Source organism: Rhodopseudomonas sp. P1, from assembly GCF_039642825.1.
GTDB classification, from domain to species: domain Bacteria; phylum Pseudomonadota; class Alphaproteobacteria; order Rhizobiales; family Xanthobacteraceae; genus Rhodopseudomonas; species Rhodopseudomonas palustris_H.
This window is the reverse complement of the sequence record NZ_CP088006.1, coordinates 1,061,919-1,078,406: the sequence shown is the minus strand read 5'-3', so window position 1 is coordinate 1,078,406 and position 16,488 is coordinate 1,061,919. Positions and strand designations below refer to the sequence as shown.

The following is a 16,488-nucleotide window of genomic DNA, read 5'->3' as shown; positions in this document are numbered from 1 at the left end:
AGAGTACGGGGATTGCCCCGTCGTAGAATTGAAAATCATCTGCAGCGAGGAGAAGTTGGATGGCAGTTCGGGTCGCGATCAATGGGTTTGGCCGCATCGGCCGCAACGTTATGCGGGCGATCTACGAGTCCGGTCGTAAGGATATCGAAGTCGTTGCGATCAACGATCTCGGCCCGGTCGAGACCAACGCCCATCTGCTGCGCTTCGATTCCGTCCACGGCCGCTTCCCGCACGAAGTCAAGGTCGACGGTGACACCATCGATGCCGGCCGCGGCAAGATCAAGGTGACGGCGATCAAGGATCCGTCGGCGCTGCCGTACAAGGAAGTCGGCGTCGATATCGCGCTGGAATGCACCGGCATCTTCACCGCGCGCGACAAGGCCGCGGCGCTGCTGACCGCCGGCGCCAAGCGCGTCCTGGTCTCGGCTCCGTCGGACGGCGCTGACGCGACCATCGTGTACGGCGTCAACCACGCCACCCTGTCGAAGGACCACATGGTCGTTTCGAACGGCTCGTGCACCACGAACTGCCTGGCTCCGGTCGCCAAGGTGCTCAACGACACCGTCGGCATCGAAACCGGCTTCATGACCACGATCCATGCCTACACCGGCGACCAGCCGACGCTGGACACCATGCACAAGGATCTCTACCGCGGCCGCGCTGCAGCGATGTCGATGATCCCGACCTCGACCGGCGCCGCCAAGGCGATCGGCCTGGTGCTGCCCGAGCTGAAGGGCAAGCTGGACGGCGTCGCGATCCGCGTGCCGACCCCGAACGTCTCGGTGGTCGACCTCAAGATCATCGCCAAGAAGGCCACCACCAAGGAAGAGATCAACGAAGCGATCAAGCGTGCCGCCGAGCAGGAGCTGAAGGGCATCCTCGGCTACACCAACGCGCCGAACGTCTCGATCGACTTCAACCACGATCCGCACTCGTCCACCTTCCACATGGACCAGACCAAGGTGCAGAACGGCACGCTGGTGCGCGTGATGTCGTGGTACGATAACGAGTGGGGCTTCTCCAACCGCATGGCCGACACCGCCGTCGCGATGGGCAAGCTGATCTAATCGACCAAGTCTCGATCTAATCGACTGAGCCGCTCAGCGGCGAAGTCGACGACGACACGGCGCCTCATGGACCAAGCTCGGGTTATCACCCTCTTCTGCCATGAGGCGCCGCATTCGACGCGCCGAAGCTGTTCTTCGTGCGCCCATCATCCTCCCTCATCCTGAGGAGCCGAGCGCAGCGAGGCGTCTCGAAGGATGACACCCAAGGCACCGGGTTCATCATGACAAAGACATTCCGCACCCTCGACGACGTCGATGTGAAGGGCAAGCGCGTGCTGCTGCGCGTCGATCTCAACGTGCCGATGGACGCCGGCAAGGTGACCGACACCACCCGGCTCGAGCGCGTGATGCCGACCATCACCGAGCTGTCGAGCAAGGGCGCCAAGGTGATCCTGCTGGCGCATTTCGGCCGGCCCAAGGGCCGCGACGACAAGAACTCGCTCAAGCCGGTCGCAGCCGCGCTGGCCGACGTCATCAAGAAGCCGGTCGGCTTTGCTGATGACTGCATCGGCGAGCCCGCCGCCAAGGCGATCGCCGCGATGAACGACGGCGACATCCTGTGCCTGGAAAACACCCGCTTCCATCCCGAGGAAGAGAAGAACGATCCGGCGTTTGTCGACAAGCTCGCCGAGCTCGGCGACATCTGGGTCAACGACGCGTTCTCGGCCGCGCACCGCGCCCACGCCACCACCGAAGGCCTCGGCCACAAGCTGCCGGCCTATGCGGGCCGCACCATGCAGGCCGAGCTGGTGGCGCTGAACAAGGCGCTGGAAGCGCCGGTGAAGCCGGTGATCGCGATCGTCGGCGGCGCCAAGGTCTCGACCAAGATCGACCTGCTCGAAAACCTGGTCACCAAGGTGCAGGCGCTGGTGATCGGCGGCGGCATGGCCAACACCTTCCTGCACGCCCAGGGCGTCAAGGTCGGCAAGTCGCTGTGCGAGAAGGACCTGGCCCCGACCGCGCTGCGCATCCTCGATAAGGCCGAAGCCGCCAACTGCGCTATCATCCTCCCGGTCGACGCCACCGTGGCCTATCACTTCGAGGCCAACGCACCGTCGTTCGCCTACGGCCTCGACGCGATCCCGCCGGACAGCATGATCCTCGACGTCGGCCCGCGTTCGATTGAGCGGATCCACGCCGCGATCGACGACGCCGCCACCCTGGTGTGGAACGGCCCGGTCGGCGCGTTCGAGCTGACGCCATTCGACAAGGGCACCGTCGAAGCCGCCAAGCATGCCGCCAAGCGCACCAAGGCCGGCAAGCTGGTGTCGGTGGCGGGCGGCGGCGACACCGTCGCAGCCCTCAACCACGCCGGCGTGGCCGACGACTTCACCTACATCTCGACCGCCGGCGGCGCCTTCCTGGAATGGATGGAAGGCAAGCCGCTGCCGGGCGTGGAAGTGCTCCAGGTCAAGTGAGCCTTATGGCCGGCGCCCCCGCGGCGCCGGCTTGCGACCGCCTCCACCGGAGCCTATCTTGCGTTACATGTAACGCTCCGGTCGGAGGAGGCCTGCGATGGACCAGCCGGTCGACAAGCCCGCGAAGGGCAAGCGCGCTGCCGCCGCCGGCGGAGCCTCGAAGCCGCGCAGCGCCAGCGCGGAACGGGTCCGCCGTCACCGCGACAAGATGAAGGCCATGGGCCTGAAGCCGGTCACTCTCTGGGTTCCGGAGAACTACAACTCGCAGGAATACAAGGCCGAGATCAGGCGGCAGTGCCTGCAGCTCAAGAACGATCCCCACGAACAACAGATTCTTGCCGAAACTGAAGACTGGTTCGATTCAGAAGGCTGGAAGTGACCCGAGGCGACGTCGTTCTGGTCGCGATGCAGGGCGACTACGGCAAGCCGAGGCCTGCCGTCGTCGTGCAGGTCGACGACTTCGAGGAGGTCCCCTCCCTCGCAGTTTTGCCCCTCACAACTGAATTGCGCGATATCCCGGCGATCCGCCTTGTCGTCGAGCCGACCCCGGACAATGGCCTGCTGCAACGGTCGCAGATCATGGTGGACAAGATCACGGCGGTCGCGCGGCGCCGGGTTGGCCAACGGATCGGTTCCCTCTCCACTGGCGACATGGCCGCGGTCAATCGCGCCCTCGCCATCTTCCTCGGCATTGTCTAAGACCCTGTCCGAACGGCTTCCCACCTCAACAAGAACAGCCAAAGGAGAGACGCGATGAACCTCGCTGACTTGAACCAGATCGCTCGCGCCATGGTGGCGCCCGGCAAGGGCATTCTCGCTGCCGACGAGTCGTCGGGGACGATCAAGAAGCGGTTCGACGTCATCGGGGTGGAGTCGACCGAGACCAACCGCCGCGACTATCGCGAGATGCTGTTCCGCTCCAAGGAGGCGATGAGCGACTACGTCTCCGGCGTGATCCTGTACGACGAGACGATCTGGCAGAACGCCGCCGACGGCACTCCGCTGGTGAAGCTGATCGAGCAGGCCGGCAGCATCCCCGGCATCAAGGTCGACGAAGGCACCCAGCCGCTGCCGAACTGCCCGGGCGAGACCATCACGGTCGGCCTCGACAAGCTCGCCGAGCGGCTCGCCAAGTACTACAAGCAGGGCGCCCGCTTCGCGAAGTGGCGCGCGGTGATCGACATCGACACCGCCCGCGGCGTGCCGACCCACACCGCGATCATGACCAACGCCCATGCGCTGGCGCGCTACGCTGCGCTATGCCAGCAGGCCCAGATCGTGCCGATCGTCGAGCCCGAAGTCCTGATGGACGGCGCCCACGACATCGACACCTGCTACAACGTCACCGAATGGGTGCTGAAGGAAACCTTCCAGCAACTCTACTTCCAGCGCGTCGCCCTCGAAGGCATGATCCTGAAGCCGAACATGGCGGTCCCCGGCAAGAAATCGGCTAAGAAGGCATCGGTGCAGGAAGTCGCCGAGAAGACCGTGAAGCTGCTGAAGGCCTGCGTGCCGTCGGCGGTGCCGGGCATCGCCTTCCTGTCCGGCGGCCAGTCGGACGAAGAAGCGACGGCGCATCTCGATGCCATGAACAAGATCGGCGGCCTGCCCTGGGGCCTCACCTTCTCGTACGGCCGTGCCCTGCAGGCCGCGCCGCAGAAGGCGTGGTCGGGCAAGGCCGAAAACGTCGCGGCCGGTCAGGCCGCGTTCACGCACCGGGCCCGGATGAACTCGCTCGCCGCCAAGGGCGAGTGGAGCGCCGAGCTCGAAACCAAGAAGGCCGCCTGAGCCGTATGAACGCCAAGCCTGCTCCATCGCGTCCGGCGCCGCGCCTGTATCTGGCGACGCCGGTGACTGCCGATCCCGCCGCCCTGGTCGCGGCTCTGCCGAAGCTGCTCGCCGCCGCCGATATCGCGGCGGTGCTGCTGCGGTTGGAGCCGTCCGATCCGCGGACCCTGACGTCGCGGATCAAGGCGGTGGCGCCGGTGGTGCAGGCAGGCGGCGCGGCGCTCCTGGTCGACGGCCACGCCGACCTGGTGGCGCGCGGCGGCGCCGATGGAGCGCATCTGTCCGGCCTCAAGGCGATGCAGGAATGGCTGCCGCAATTGCAGCCATCCCGGATCGCCGGCGTCGGCGGGCTCGAAACCCGGCATGATTCGATGATCGCCGGCGAAGCCGGCGCCGATTACGTGCTGTTCGGCGAGCCCGGCACCGACGGCACCCGGCCTTCGGCCGAGGCGATTGCCGAGCGTTTGGACTGGTGGGCCGAGTTGTTCGAGCCCCCTTGCGTCGGCTATGCGACCAGCCGCGATGAAGTCCATCAATTCGCCACAGCAGGTGCCGATTTCGTGCTGGTGGGCGACTTCATCTGGAGCGCCGACGTTCCCACGGCCGCGCTGGCGGACGCCGGCGAAGCGCTGCGCCAAGGCTTCGCTGCCGCCCCCCGGCAATAACACATTGGATTCCAAGATGAAGGCGCTGCGCGCGTTCGCGATTGTTGCGGCTTCGTTGCTGCTTGCCACCGGCGCAGCGGCGCAAGTCTCGCTGTCGCCGCCGTCCGGCCCCAACCCGTTCCCGAAGCCGCTGGAGCCGGAAAAGCCGAAGCCCCGGCCGCCGGCCCCGGCCAAGGCCCCCGCCACCGAGGCGAAGGACAAAGCCAAGAAGCCGGCCGACAAACCCGACGCCAAGGCTGCCCCCGAGGGCGGCGGCGCGGCCGCGGCCGAAGATCCCAATGTCGACCTGGTGTACGGCGCCTATCAGCGCGGTTTCTACAAGACGGCGTTCGAGCTGGCTCAGAAGCGCGCCGCGGATAACGACGCCAAAGCCATGACCATGCTGGGCGAGCTTTACGCCAACGCCCTTGGCGTCAAGCGCGACTACAAGAAGGCGGTCGAGTGGTATTCGAAAGCGGCCGACCTCGGCGACCGCGAGGCGATGTTTGCGCTCGCCATGGCCCGGATGGGCGGCCGCGGCGGCCCGCCGAACCGTGAGGAAGCTGCCAAATGGCTGGCGCAGGCCGCCAAGCTCGGCGAGCCGAAGGCTGCCTATAATCTGGCGCTGCTCTACCTCGACGGCCAGACCTTCCCGCAGGACGTCAAGCGCGCCGCCGAACTGCTGCGGATGGCGGCCGACGCCGGCAACCCGGAAGCCCAATACGCGCTGGCGACCTTCTACAAAGAAGGTACCGGGGTAACAAAGAACATCGAGCAGTCGGTGCGGCTGCTGCAGGCCGCCGCGCTCGCCGGCAACGTCCCGGCCCAGGTCGAATACGCCATCGCTCTGTATAACGGCACCGGCACTCCGAAAAATGAGCCGGCCGCCGTAGCCCTGCTGCGCAAGGCGGCGCGCGCCAATAACCCGATCGCTCAGAATCGCCTCGCCCACGTGCTGGTCTCCGGCCAGGGCGCGCCGCGCGACATCAACGAAGCGATGAAATGGCACTTGGTCGCCAAGACCGCCGGCAAGGGCGATCTGCAGCTCGACCAGACGCTGGCGCAGATGTCGGCCGAGGATCGCGCCAAGGCCGAAGAGGCGGCGCGGACCTGGATCGGCGGCGGCAAATGATCCGGGTTGACGCCGCCCGCCGCACAGGGCACCCCTTGCGGCCGCAAACCCGACACATTCCCTTCCCGACCAGACCGTTCGCAGGTCGTCACGAGACCAGACCATGATCCATTCCGCTCTCATCAACGTCATGGTCAAGGCGGCGCGCCGCGCCGGCCGCAGCCTCAAGCGCGACTTCGGCGAGATCGAAAATCTCCAGGTGTCGCTGAAGGGTCCGGCCAACTTCGTGTCCCGCGCCGACAAGCGCGCCGAAGAGATGCTGTACGAGGACCTGTCGAAGGCGCGCCCGGGCTACGGCTTCCTCGGCGAGGAAGGCGGCACCCGCGAAGGCGCCGACAAGACCCATCGCTGGATCGTCGATCCGCTCGACGGCACCACCAACTTCCTGCACGGCATCCCGCATTTCGCGATCTCGATCGGCCTCGAACGCGAAGGCACGATGATCGCCGGCGTGATCTACAATCCGGCCAATGAGGAGCTGTACATCGCCGAGCGCGGCAAGGGTGCGTTCCTCAACGACACCCGGCTGCGCGTCGCCAACCGCCGCGAACTCCACGACTGCGTCATCGGCTGCGGCCTGCCGCATCTCGGCCGCGGTGACTTCGCGCAGAACCAGCGCGAGATGGCCGCGCTGCAGCCCAAGGTCGCCGGCCTGCGCCGGTTCGGCACCGCTTCGCTCGACCTCGGCGCGGTCGCGGCCGGCCGCTTCGACGGCTTCTGGGAACGCAATCTGTCGCCGTGGGACATCGCGGCCGGCATCGTGATGATCCGCGAAGCCGGCGGCACCGTCGGCGACATCAACGGCGGCGACGTGCTCAAGACCGGCGACATCGTCTGCGGCAACGAAACCATTCATGCCGAACTCGCGCGTATCCTGAAGCCGCTGACCTGAAGCGCTGAGCAGACGCTGATCGTAAACGGCTCCCCCTAAACAGTCGTCATCGCCGGGCTCGACCCGGCGATCCATCTTCTTCAATTGATGTTGTGAACACGCGCTCACGCGCGGGATGGATGCGCGGGCCTTCGCCGCGCCGAAGGAGCTTCGGCCCCGCAGGCGGGTCAAGCCCGCGCATGACGGACCGAGTGCTGGTCCGCAGTGCACACGACGAGTGCTGGTCCGCCGTGCCACAGCATCGGCCGTCATCGCCCGCGCAGGCGGGCGACCCAGTATTCCAGAGCTTTGCTTCAAGAATCAGCGCACCGCCGTACTGGATCCTCCGCATACGCGGAGGATGACGGTTGGTGATGTGGAGACGGCGCCGAACTTCAAATAATCGCCGCGCTCACGCCGCCGGCACGATCCGCCGCACGTCGCCGGAGTCGGTGACGAACGCCGCACCCGGCTTGGAAAACAGGAAGCCGTTCGACTTCTTCAGCGAATAAAGTTGGTCGAGCTTCTGCGCACCTTCGGCCACCGCGGTCTTGCCGTCGATGACGTCACGATACAGCTTGGCGACCGCCACCATGTCGCACTGCTGCGGTGACAGCCGCATCGAGGAAACGCCGGCGTCCTTCAGCTTGTCGATGTCGCCGAGCAGGCTGGCGCAGGTGTAGGACAGCGTCTGCACGCCGTTCATCGCCAGGAACGGCTCGTCATCGAGCGTGGTCACGGCGAGACCGTCCGGGTCCTGCTCGCAGACGAATTTGCAATTGTCCTTCGCCAGCTTGTTGAGCCGGGCGTGGTAGCAGCGCGCCGAGATCGCCAGCGGCACCCGGCCGAACGAGAACACCTCGAACGACACGTTGGGCAGCGACTTGGCGATGCTGCGGATCGCCGACAGCGGCAGCTCCGGCGGCAGGCAGATGCGGCTGGCGCCGCGCGAGGCGAAATACGCCGCGGTCGCCTCGTTGTAGATGTTGACGAACGGACCGATCGCGTGGGCCTTGCCGCCGAGCATGCCGAGGCAGGAGAGGTCGTTGACCTCCATCATGAAGCCGTCGTCGGCGGCGAGCTCGGCCATCGCTTTGCGCTCGCGCGGCAGCGACATCAGCACCAGCGAGCCCATCAGGACCTTCTTGCCGGCGCCGGCGAGGCGCTCGACCACCGCCGGGATGTGCTCCTCGAGGAACGGCTGGCGCTTCGAGCACACCACCTCGCCGACCACGACGGTGTCGACCGGCGCTTCGTCGGCGATGCGGAAATAGAAGTCGCGCCACTCTTCCGGCTTCCAGTTGAACAGCACCGGTCCAAGCGTGAGTTGCATGGGAGTCGCCTTGCTTTGCAGAAGCCGCTGACGCTCGGAGATCACCGACGCATCAGCGCGAGAATTCGGTCAGCGCCAGGTCTTCTTGTAGGCGCCGGTGGTGGTCGACTGGCCTTCGGTCAGGCCGCGCAGTGCGTCGACCGGCAGCGGCCGGCCGTCGTCGAGCGCGGCGAGCACGTCCTTGAAGGTCTTCACCACCCGCTCGATATAGGCCCGGCCGCGCTGGCGGCCTTCGATCTTGAGCGCCGCAACGCCGGCGGCGCGGAGGTCCGGCAGCATCGTGGTGGCATCGAGGCTGGCCGGGTCTTCGAACAGATAGCCGCAGCCTTCGTCGGTCTGGTAGCGGCCCTTGCACAGCGTCGGATACGCCGCAGCCTCGCCCTTGGCGAATTTGTTGATGGTGAACTCACCGAGCCGCGACACCAGCGAGCCGTTCTGCTCACGATACTGGATCGAGGCTGCCGGCGAACACACGCCGTCCATATTGGGCGACTTCCCGGTGGCGTAGGACGACAGCGAGCAGCGACCCTCTTCCATCACGCACAGGCCGCCGAAGATGAAGACCTCGGTCTCGACCTTCACCTCTTTGGTGATCGCGGCGATTTCCTGGACGCTGAGCACGCGCGGCAGCACCACGCGCTGCGCGTTGAAGCTGTCGACATAGAACCGGATCGAATCCGGATTGGCGGCGGCCGCCTGCACCGAGACGTGCAGCCGCTGCTCCGGATGGGTCTTGGCGCAGTAATCCATCACGCCGACGTCGGCGAGGATCAGCGCATCGGCCTCGGCTTCGACCGCGTCGTCGACCGCGCGCTGCCACAGCTCGACATTGCCGGCACGCGCGAAGGTGTTGATCGCCACCAGCACCTTGGTGCCATAGCGATGCGCGTGCGCGATCGACTCCCGCATCTCGTCGCGGCTGAAGTTCAGCCCCGGGAAGTTGCGCGCGTTGGTTTCGTCATTGAAGCCGCAATAGATCGCGTCGGCGCCTGCGGCGACGGCATCGTGCAGCGCTGCCGGCGTACCAGCGGGACAGATCAGTTCCATGCTCTAACCTCCGCCTCCGACACCCAGCTCTTCGCGATAGCCGGGCTGCGCGCCGACCAGGCTGCGCAAGATCCGTTCGATCGGCGCCGCCAGCGGGCCGAACCACGCCACCGACTCTTTCAGGAAGTCGACGCGGGAATCGTCGATCGCATTACGCAGCGCGACCACCGCTTCCATGTCGCCGTCGATTTCGATGTCGCGCGAGAAGAACAGCGCGTCGCCATCATAGGAGCCGTCGGTCATGCCGATCAGCGCCGACAGCGGCCCCGCGATCCGCGCGTGGATGTTGGTGGGCAGCGTGCGCACCACCGTGACCCGCGGACTCATCCGACGCGGCTCGAGCACGAACGCAATCGGCAGGTCGGTCGGCGCGAGGCCGTAGCGCTTGCCGGTGTGCGGACCGAGGCGATCGAAGATCCGGGGATGGCGCGCGCGAATTTCGCGCAAGCAGATTCCGAGCAACACCTGCAGCGGCAACAGCGGCAACACCCGCGTCGCAAGGGCAAGCGGCGCGGGCATCCTGGAGACGGACGAATTGGATACCGACATGGGCCACCTTATCGTGAACAGTTCGCGTAGCCCGGCCCCGACGGTACTTCTTTGCGCCTGATCAAAGACAGGGTCGATGGCAAGTGCTGACCAATGTTGTCCGCAGGGAGACACCATGCTGAGCCGCGTCAAACCGCCCTTCCCTGATCTGCGTGCATTTAGTGGCTATCTCGAATCACGCGGACAGTTGCACCGCATCCGCAAGCCGGTGTCGGTGGTCCACGACCTCACCGAAATCCATCGCCGCGTGCTGCATGCAGGTGGCCCGGCACTCCTGATCGAAAACCCGATCAAGGCCGACGGCAGGCCGTCGGAGATGCCGATCCTGGTCAATCTGTTCGGCACGGTCGAACGGGTGGCCTGGGGCCTCGGCATCCTGCCGGAAAACCTGTCGCGGCTCGGCGAGGCGCTCGCCGAAATGCGCGAGCCAGCGCCGCCGCAGAGCCTGACCGACGCTTTGAGCAAGCTGCCGATGGCCAAGGCCGCGCTGGCGATGCGGCCCAAGATGGCGAAATCGGCGCCGGTGCAGGAAGTGGTGCTGACCGGCGACGCGGTCGATCTCGGCCGGCTGCCGGTGCAGATCCCCTGGCCGGGAGAGCCGGCGCCGCTGATCACCTGGGGCCTCGTCTTCACCAAGCCGCCGCCCGGCGCGCACGGCACCGACAATGTCGGCGTCTATCGGATGCAGGTGCTGGGCAAGGATCGCCTGATCATGCGCTGGCTGGCGCATCGCGGTGGCGCCAAGCACCACCACCAGTGGAAGGCCGACAAGCGCGAGATGCCGGTGGCGATCGTGATCGGCGCCGATCCTTCGATGATTCTCTCGGCGGTGCTGCCGCTGCCGGAGACGGTGTCGGAAATCAAATTCGCCGGCCTGCTCGGTGGCGAGCGGCCGAGCCTGACGCCGTGCCAGACCATTCCGATCAGCGTGCCGGCTGATGCCGAGATCGTGCTCGAAGGCTTCGTGTCGCCGACCGAGACCGCGCCGGAGGGGCCGTATGGCGACCACACCGGCTATTACAATGCGGTCGAAGAATTCCCGGTGATGCGGATCACCGCCATCACCATGCGCCGGCATCCGATTTATCTGTCGACCTACACGGGCCGGCCGCCGGACGAACCGTCGCGGCTCGGCGAAGCGTTCAACGACGTGTTTCTCCCGGTCGCGCGGCGACAATTCCCCGAGATCGTCGATCTGTGGCTGCCGCCGGAGGCGTGCTCCTATCGGATCGCGGTCGCCTCGATCAAGAAGCGCTATCCCGGCCAAGCGCGCCGGCTGATGATGGGGCTGTGGTCGATGCTGCCGCAGTTCAGCTACACCAAGCTGCTGATCATCGTCGACGACGACGTCGATGTCCGCGACTGGGCCGACGTGATGTGGGCGGTGTCGACACGCTGCGACACCTCGCGCGACATGGTGTCGATCAGCGACACCCCGATCGATTATCTCGACTTCGCCTCGCCGAAATCCGGACTCGGCGGTAAGCTCGGCATCGACGCCACCAACAAGATCGGCACCGAGACCGAGCGCGAGTGGGGCAAGGTGCTGGAGATGGACAAGGACGTGATCGCACGGGTCGATGCGATGTGGACCAGCCTCGGACTGTCGCCGGAACATCAACCGGCGGCCGGGCAACGCCGGCTGATCCGATGAGCACGCAGCACCGCATCGTGGTCGGCATCAGCGGCGCCTCGGGCGCCGCGGTGGGGCTGCGGGTGGTCGAACTGCTGGCCTCAGTCGATTGCGAAGTTCATCTGGTGGTGTCGAAAGCCGCCCGGCGGACCATCGCCTATGAGGTCGGACCAAACGCGCTCGATCACGCCGCCGACCTGGTGCATCGCTTTCACAAGATCGACGACGTTGGCGCCTGTATCGCCTCCGGCTCGTTCCGCACCTCGGGCATGATCGTGGCGCCGTGTTCGATCCGCACCCTGTCGGCGATCGCCCACGGCGATCTCGACAATCTGCTGGTGCGCTCCGCCGACGTGCAGCTCAAGGAGCGGCGCCGGCTGGTGCTTATGCTGCGTGAGACCCCGCTGCATCTCGGCCATATCCGTAGCATGGCGCAGGCGACCGAGATCGGCGCAATCGTGGCACCGCTGTCGCCGGCGTTCTATCAGCGGCCGCGCTCGATCTCGGAAATGGTCGACCACATGGCACTGCGCGCGATCGGTTTGCTCGGCCTAAACGATCTGGAGTTGTCGGCTCCAGAATGGTCCGACGAGACCCCGCCGACCTGTCCGAAGCCCTGAGCCGTTCCTTCGCTGCACGGCCTGCTCCTTATCCCCGCGCGTAGGGAGAATTGAAGAACTTCCCGCTTTAGGTGCACAGCGGAATGCGGTCGGGCACAGCCTCTTTCGGCACGTCCTTGCGGAGGTCGACGTCGCGCGTCAGCGGGAAGAAGTCGCCGGCGCGCTCGGTCTTCAGATAGGTCGTGACCAGAGTCTTGGCCGGCAGCGTGCCGGTGCGGCAGGCTTCGGCGCCGACCCCGATCGTCAGCGAGCCGCGCTCGCCCTTTGCCTTGTGAGCCGCCATTTGATCGCGGACCGCGAGCAGCCGCGGCACATCCTCGGGTGCGATCCGGAAGGCGTAGATCATGGTGTCGTTCGTCACTTCGTCCTTCAGCGACAACAGTTCGCCGGGATCGTCGAGATCGGCCAGCACGAACGCCTGCTCGCGTTTATCCGCGCCCACCGCCACGGTGACGCGCAGGGTGACCCGGCGCGGCCGCAGCCCTTGCGGCAACCGCACGGCAATGCGCAGCGCGGCCGGATCGGTTGCAGCCAGATCGGTACGCACCAGCTTGACCATCGAGGTGATCGGAACGGAGCTGCAGGCGGTCAGGGCACCGAGCGCCATGGCGGCGGCAGCAAATCTGAACGAGGCGGAGAAACGCATGGATCTCATCCTGTCTTGACGATGATAAATTATCGTTTTACGATAATTTCATCTCGAAATAGATGATGGAGCCTTGCAATGCAAGCACGACTATCCGGCACCTCGATCGGACTGACCGGTCCGGCGGCCACCAAGCTGGTCCGGCTGTCGCGCGCGATGGAATGGATGAGCACGATCGGGATCGTACTGATCGTGGGGCTGATCGGCGCCGTCTTCCTGGTCCCGAGCTGGACCCGCAATCTGCTGCTGACCAAGCTCGGCGAGATCGGCACACGGCTGCCGCTCGACGCCGGCAATCAGGCACTCGCGGCTGTCATCATCACCGTGCCGGTTGCCGTGATGCTGTGGGGGCTGCTCAATGTCCGAGCGCTGTTCGCCGAGTTCGCGCGCGGCCAGGTCTTCACCACGGCAGCGGCCACCCACCTGCAGCGCTTCGGCATCGCCGTGCTGGCGCAGGGCCTGCTTGGCCCCGTTACCGCGACCGCTCTGGCGCTCGCGCTGTCGCTGAGCAATCCTCCCGGCCAACGTCTGCTGGTGCTGACGTTCTCCAGCAACGACTATGTTTCGGTGATCGTCGGCGGCGTGCTGGTGGCGGTCGCGGCGGTGATGCGCGAGGCGGCGCGGTTGGCCGACGAGAATGCGAGCTTCGTGTAGGCGATGGCGATTGTGGTCAATCTCGACGTGATGCTGGCGCGGCGCAAGATGCGCTCGAAGGAGCTCGCCGAGCAGATCGGCATCACCGAGCAGAATGTCTCGCTGCTGAAATCCGGCAAGGTGAAGGGTATTCGTTTCGAGACGCTGTCACGGATCTGCGCGGTGCTGGAGTGTCAGCCCGGCGACATTCTCGAATACGTCGAGGACAAGTAGCACCGAACAACAAAAGGCCGGCAGCTGCGAGGCGCAGATGCCGGCCTTCGAATTTTCAAGTTGGCGCCGCGATCGGCGCGGGCGGATCGACGTCCGATCAGGCCGTCGCGGGCCGCGAGGCGTGTTCGTGCGGCCGCCAGTCTTCCGCCGCTTCGTCCCAGTAATGGGCTTCGTCGAAGCGCTTCCAGTGCGCGTTCTGCGCCACGACCTCACGGCCGCCGATGATCAAGGCCACCAGACCGATCAGGCCGACCAGCCCGTAGATCGCTGCGATCAATGCAACAATGGTCAAGGCTCTTTCCTCACTGTTTGCGATGAGCACCCTGGAAGCTCGACGGCGGGTGCGCCCGTCTTGAACTCGTAGCTTAGTTCACCGAACTCAGTTCGCCCACGCGAACCAGCCGAAGCGCCGCTCGGGTGCCTGCTTGGCGGTCACCACCGGAGCCGGGGGCTGCGGTTGCGCACGCTGAGTTGCCTTACGCCACAGATCGTCGACGACGAGATACGCAATCAACGCAGGGCCGACGGCGCACGTCAGGAACAACACGAGCGATCCGACAGAATCTAGAAACACGTCACACCTCCTGCTTTCGTCGAAGGCAAAACTAGGGAAAGTACCGCTGCCCGCATTGCGCCGGATCAATTTTGCCGACCGGGTTCAGGAACCAAGAAGTGATTAGTTCCATGTAGTTAGCTGTTTATTAAGCGGGATTTTTGGACCCAGAACCGCTTGAAAACACTACTGCTCACTGTGTTGTGAATTGGCCGCGAGAGCGGCGCCACAACGAGTGCGCGCATCGTCGAGCTTTGCAGCACACGCAGAGCGACAACACGTCGCGCCCCGTTGCACGAGCAATCAGGCCGGCTTCAGGCGGTAATGACTCACGCCCCATTCGTCGCCGTCGGAGTAGCCGAACAGGCCGGAGGTTGCGAGGAAGAACCAGCGCCAGCGACGCATCCACAGCGCGGTGTCGTCGCCATAGACCGGGCGCAGGATGGTTTCGATCTCCGCGCGGTGACGATCGAAATTGACCAGCCAGTCTTCGGCCGTGCGCTGGTAGTGACGCCCGCTCCAACGCCACTGCTCATCGATTTCGAACAGATCGGCATATTGCCGGATCAGCCGGTGGCTCGGCATCACTCCGCCGGTGAAGAAATGCTGCGCGATCCAGTCGGATGGGTCGGTGCGGTCGAACAAGTAAGTGCCACGGCGGTGACTAAAGACGTGCATGAAGAACAACCCGCCCGGCTTCAGCCAGCCGCGGACCCAAGTCATCAGCTTGCGCCAGTTCATCATGTGCTCGAACATCTCGACCGAGACCACGCGGTCGAATTTATCGTGGGGTTCGAACGCATTCATGTCGCAGGTGACGACGCGCAGGTTCATCAGCCGCCGCGCGGCGGCCTGAGCCTCGATGTACTGCCGCTGCGACGCCGAGTTCGAGACCGACAGGATCCGCGCATAGGGAAACCGCTCGGCCATCGCCAGCGACAGCGAACCCCAGCCGCAGCCGAGTTCGAGGATCGCCTGGCCGTCGCGCAGGTCGGCGTGCTCTATCGTCAGCCGCAGCGCCTCCGCTTCGGCCTGCGCCAGCGTAGTCTCGGCGTCGCGATAGAAGCAGGACGAGTATTTGCGGTGCGGCCCGAGCACCTTGCCGAAGAATGCCGCCGGCACCTCGTAGTGCTGGGCGTTCGCCGCGTCGGGATGCTCGGCGACCTCGCGCGCCGCCATCGCGTGGGCGAATGCCGCGTCGCTGGCCTCATTGCCGAGCGCCATCTTGGCGGCGGTGCGGGCGCACAGCATGCGGATGCCGGCGCGGATCACCGCGTCCGGCAGCGGCACCCGCTCGGCGATGTCGATCAGCGAGGCGAGCCCGCTCATGGCGTGGCGGAGCGCCGGGGTGGCAGCGGGAAGAACATCGAGGTCCTGGCCTGGTAGTCGCGATAGCGGTCGCCGCGCGATTTCAGCATCTGCTCCTCGAGCGGCGGAATGCCGGTGACGTACACCAGGATCCAGTACATGAACAGCGGCGCTGCCACCGCCGCATAGCCCCAAAGGTAAGACAGCGGCTCGGCGAACGGAATCGCGATCACCGGATAGGCCAGCCAGCCGAACCACTGGAAGAAGTAGTTCGGATGCCGCGACCATCGCCACAGCCCGGCGTCGCACACCTTGCCCTTGTTGGCGGGATCTTCACGGAACGCCTTGAGCTGGGAGTCGGCCAGCCCTTCGCCGGCGATGCCGACGATCAGGATCAGCACGCCGAGATAGTCCTGCAGCCGCAAACTGCCGGCCGGCGCATGCGCCGCGACGAAGATCGCAAACACCAGCGGAATGGTGGCGTAGGCCTGGTTCTGCAGGAAGAAGAACATCTTCTTCGGTGCATCGGCGCCCCATTCCGCCGCGTAGGCGGCGTAGCGCGGATCGTCGCTGATGTGCTGGGTGCGGGCGGCGATGTGCGAGCCGAGCCGCAGCGACCACGCCGCGACCAGCACCGCCACCAGCCATTGCCGCGCATCCGGCGCCGCGCCATCGATCGACCACAGCGACGACACCGCGCCGGTCAGCCCGAGCGAAAACGTCCAGATGGTATCGACCCAGCCGGAGTTGCCGGTCCGCTGCTGCACCACCCAGGCGCCTGCCATCAGCACCGCCAGCGCCACCGCGATTCCCGCCAGCGCTCCGAGATACACACCCGTCATCATCCACCCGTCGTTCGACTGCCATGCTGAGACGGCAGATACGTTCAGCGCCACGTCGGAGTTTCGATTCGAGTTCCCCCGCGACGCGGTGGCGGATAACCGCCGCAACGGCTTTCTTCCGCGCCGTGCTGTGCCATATTGGGTGAAACAGCCGCTTCCGGCAAACCGGA

At 65.7% G+C, this 16,488-nt stretch carries 20 protein-coding genes; 12 read left to right on the top strand and 8 right to left on the bottom strand.

All coding sequences use genetic code 11. The annotated features are described in order from the left end of the window. Positions 1–59 precede the first annotated feature (59 nt). From gap to LRC39_RS04980, 8 genes are all read left to right on the top strand, one after another. Complete coding sequence (gene gap / locus LRC39_RS05015; RefSeq protein WP_107343094.1) at positions 60–1,067, top strand: type I glyceraldehyde-3-phosphate dehydrogenase; 1,008 nt, start codon at positions 60–62, stop codon at positions 1,065–1,067. Between the two features lie 221 nt (positions 1,068–1,288). Beyond that, on the top strand, positions 1,289–2,485 hold the full coding sequence (locus LRC39_RS05010) for a phosphoglycerate kinase (protein ID WP_107354366.1): 1,197 nt from the start codon (positions 1,289–1,291) through the stop codon (positions 2,483–2,485). A gap of 97 nt (positions 2,486–2,582) precedes the next feature. Beyond that, positions 2,583–2,864 (top strand): antitoxin MazE family protein, encoded by a 282-nt coding sequence (locus LRC39_RS05005; protein ID WP_107354365.1) that lies wholly within the window; start codon positions 2,583–2,585, stop codon positions 2,862–2,864. Then, the gene (locus LRC39_RS05000; RefSeq protein WP_346296522.1) at positions 2,861–3,184 is read left to right on the top strand and encodes a type II toxin-antitoxin system PemK/MazF family toxin; all 324 of its coding nucleotides are present in this window, start codon (positions 2,861–2,863) and stop codon (positions 3,182–3,184) included. The genes LRC39_RS05005 and LRC39_RS05000 overlap by 4 nt, the downstream gene beginning before the upstream one ends. Before the next feature lie 54 nt (positions 3,185–3,238). Beyond that, entirely contained in the window at positions 3,239–4,273 is a 1,035-nt protein-coding gene (locus LRC39_RS04995; protein ID WP_107354363.1) for a class I fructose-bisphosphate aldolase, read from the top strand. 5 nt (positions 4,274–4,278) lie between these two features. Continuing rightward, positions 4,279–4,938, top strand: coding sequence for a thiamine phosphate synthase (locus tag LRC39_RS04990; RefSeq protein ID WP_346296521.1), 660 nt, complete (start codon positions 4,279–4,281; stop codon positions 4,936–4,938). 16 nt (positions 4,939–4,954) lie between these two features. Beyond that, a complete protein-coding gene (locus tag LRC39_RS04985) occupies positions 4,955–6,049 on the top strand; it encodes a tetratricopeptide repeat protein (protein WP_346296520.1) in 1,095 nt (364 codons plus the stop codon). A 103-nt stretch (positions 6,050–6,152) separates the two neighbouring features. Further along, complete coding sequence (locus LRC39_RS04980; protein WP_263990684.1) at positions 6,153–6,941, top strand: inositol monophosphatase family protein; 789 nt, start codon at positions 6,153–6,155, stop codon at positions 6,939–6,941. Between the two features lie 391 nt (positions 6,942–7,332). On the opposite strand, the gene LRC39_RS04975 is transcribed toward LRC39_RS04980, so the two are convergent. The 3 genes from LRC39_RS04975 to ubiT form a co-directional block, all read right to left on the bottom strand. Beyond that, positions 7,333–8,253 (bottom strand): U32 family peptidase, encoded by a 921-nt coding sequence (locus LRC39_RS04975; protein ID WP_346296519.1) that lies wholly within the window; start codon positions 8,251–8,253, stop codon positions 7,333–7,335. A 69-nt stretch (positions 8,254–8,322) separates the two neighbouring features. Continuing rightward, entirely contained in the window at positions 8,323–9,300 is a 978-nt protein-coding gene (ubiU, locus tag LRC39_RS04970; RefSeq protein WP_107343087.1) for a ubiquinone anaerobic biosynthesis protein UbiU, read from the bottom strand. A gap of 3 nt (positions 9,301–9,303) precedes the next feature. Continuing rightward, on the bottom strand, positions 9,304–9,849 hold the full coding sequence (gene ubiT, locus LRC39_RS04965; protein WP_346297475.1) for a ubiquinone anaerobic biosynthesis accessory factor UbiT: 546 nt from the start codon (positions 9,847–9,849) through the stop codon (positions 9,304–9,306). Between the two features lie 115 nt (positions 9,850–9,964). Here ubiT and LRC39_RS04960 point away from each other — a divergent pair, with 115 nt between their 5' ends. Together LRC39_RS04960 and LRC39_RS04955 are read left to right on the top strand one after the other, a co-directional pair. Then, positions 9,965–11,503: a UbiD family decarboxylase gene (locus LRC39_RS04960; protein WP_263990682.1), complete on the top strand. Its 1,539-nt coding sequence runs from the start codon at positions 9,965–9,967 to the stop codon at positions 11,501–11,503. Then, entirely contained in the window at positions 11,500–12,102 is a 603-nt protein-coding gene (locus LRC39_RS04955; RefSeq protein WP_346296518.1) for a UbiX family flavin prenyltransferase, read from the top strand. Before LRC39_RS04960 ends, LRC39_RS04955 begins: the two co-directional genes overlap by 4 nt. 67 nt (positions 12,103–12,169) lie before the next feature. On the opposite strand, the gene LRC39_RS04950 is transcribed toward LRC39_RS04955, so the two are convergent. Then, entirely contained in the window at positions 12,170–12,748 is a 579-nt protein-coding gene (locus LRC39_RS04950) for a hypothetical protein (RefSeq protein WP_346296517.1), read from the bottom strand. Between the two features lie 78 nt (positions 12,749–12,826). On the opposite strand from LRC39_RS04950, the gene LRC39_RS04945 reads away from it, so the two are divergent. Together LRC39_RS04945 and LRC39_RS04940 are read left to right on the top strand one after the other, a co-directional pair. Beyond that, positions 12,827–13,402 (top strand): DUF2975 domain-containing protein, encoded by a 576-nt coding sequence (locus tag LRC39_RS04945; protein WP_107354355.1) that lies wholly within the window; start codon positions 12,827–12,829, stop codon positions 13,400–13,402. A 3-nt stretch (positions 13,403–13,405) separates the two neighbouring features. Then, positions 13,406–13,615, top strand: a complete 210-nt coding sequence (locus LRC39_RS04940; protein WP_107343082.1) for a helix-turn-helix domain-containing protein — start codon at positions 13,406–13,408, stop codon at positions 13,613–13,615. Positions 13,616–13,712: 97 nt separating this feature from the next. Here LRC39_RS04940 and LRC39_RS04935 read toward each other — a convergent pair whose 3' ends face one another. The 4 genes from LRC39_RS04935 to LRC39_RS04920 form a co-directional block, all read right to left on the bottom strand. Further along, on the bottom strand, positions 13,713–13,907 hold the full coding sequence (locus tag LRC39_RS04935; RefSeq protein ID WP_011156461.1) for a hypothetical protein: 195 nt from the start codon (positions 13,905–13,907) through the stop codon (positions 13,713–13,715). A gap of 87 nt (positions 13,908–13,994) precedes the next feature. Next, complete coding sequence (locus LRC39_RS04930; RefSeq protein ID WP_205502341.1) at positions 13,995–14,162, bottom strand: hypothetical protein; 168 nt, start codon at positions 14,160–14,162, stop codon at positions 13,995–13,997. Positions 14,163–14,471: 309 nt separating this feature from the next. Beyond that, the gene (locus LRC39_RS04925) at positions 14,472–15,497 is read right to left on the bottom strand and encodes an SAM-dependent methyltransferase (protein ID WP_346296516.1); all 1,026 of its coding nucleotides are present in this window, start codon (positions 15,495–15,497) and stop codon (positions 14,472–14,474) included. Next, positions 15,494–16,321 (bottom strand): DUF1295 domain-containing protein, encoded by an 828-nt coding sequence (locus LRC39_RS04920; protein ID WP_430624923.1) that lies wholly within the window; start codon positions 16,319–16,321, stop codon positions 15,494–15,496. The genes LRC39_RS04925 and LRC39_RS04920 overlap by 4 nt, the downstream gene beginning before the upstream one ends. Between the last annotated feature and the right edge of the window lie 167 nt (positions 16,322–16,488).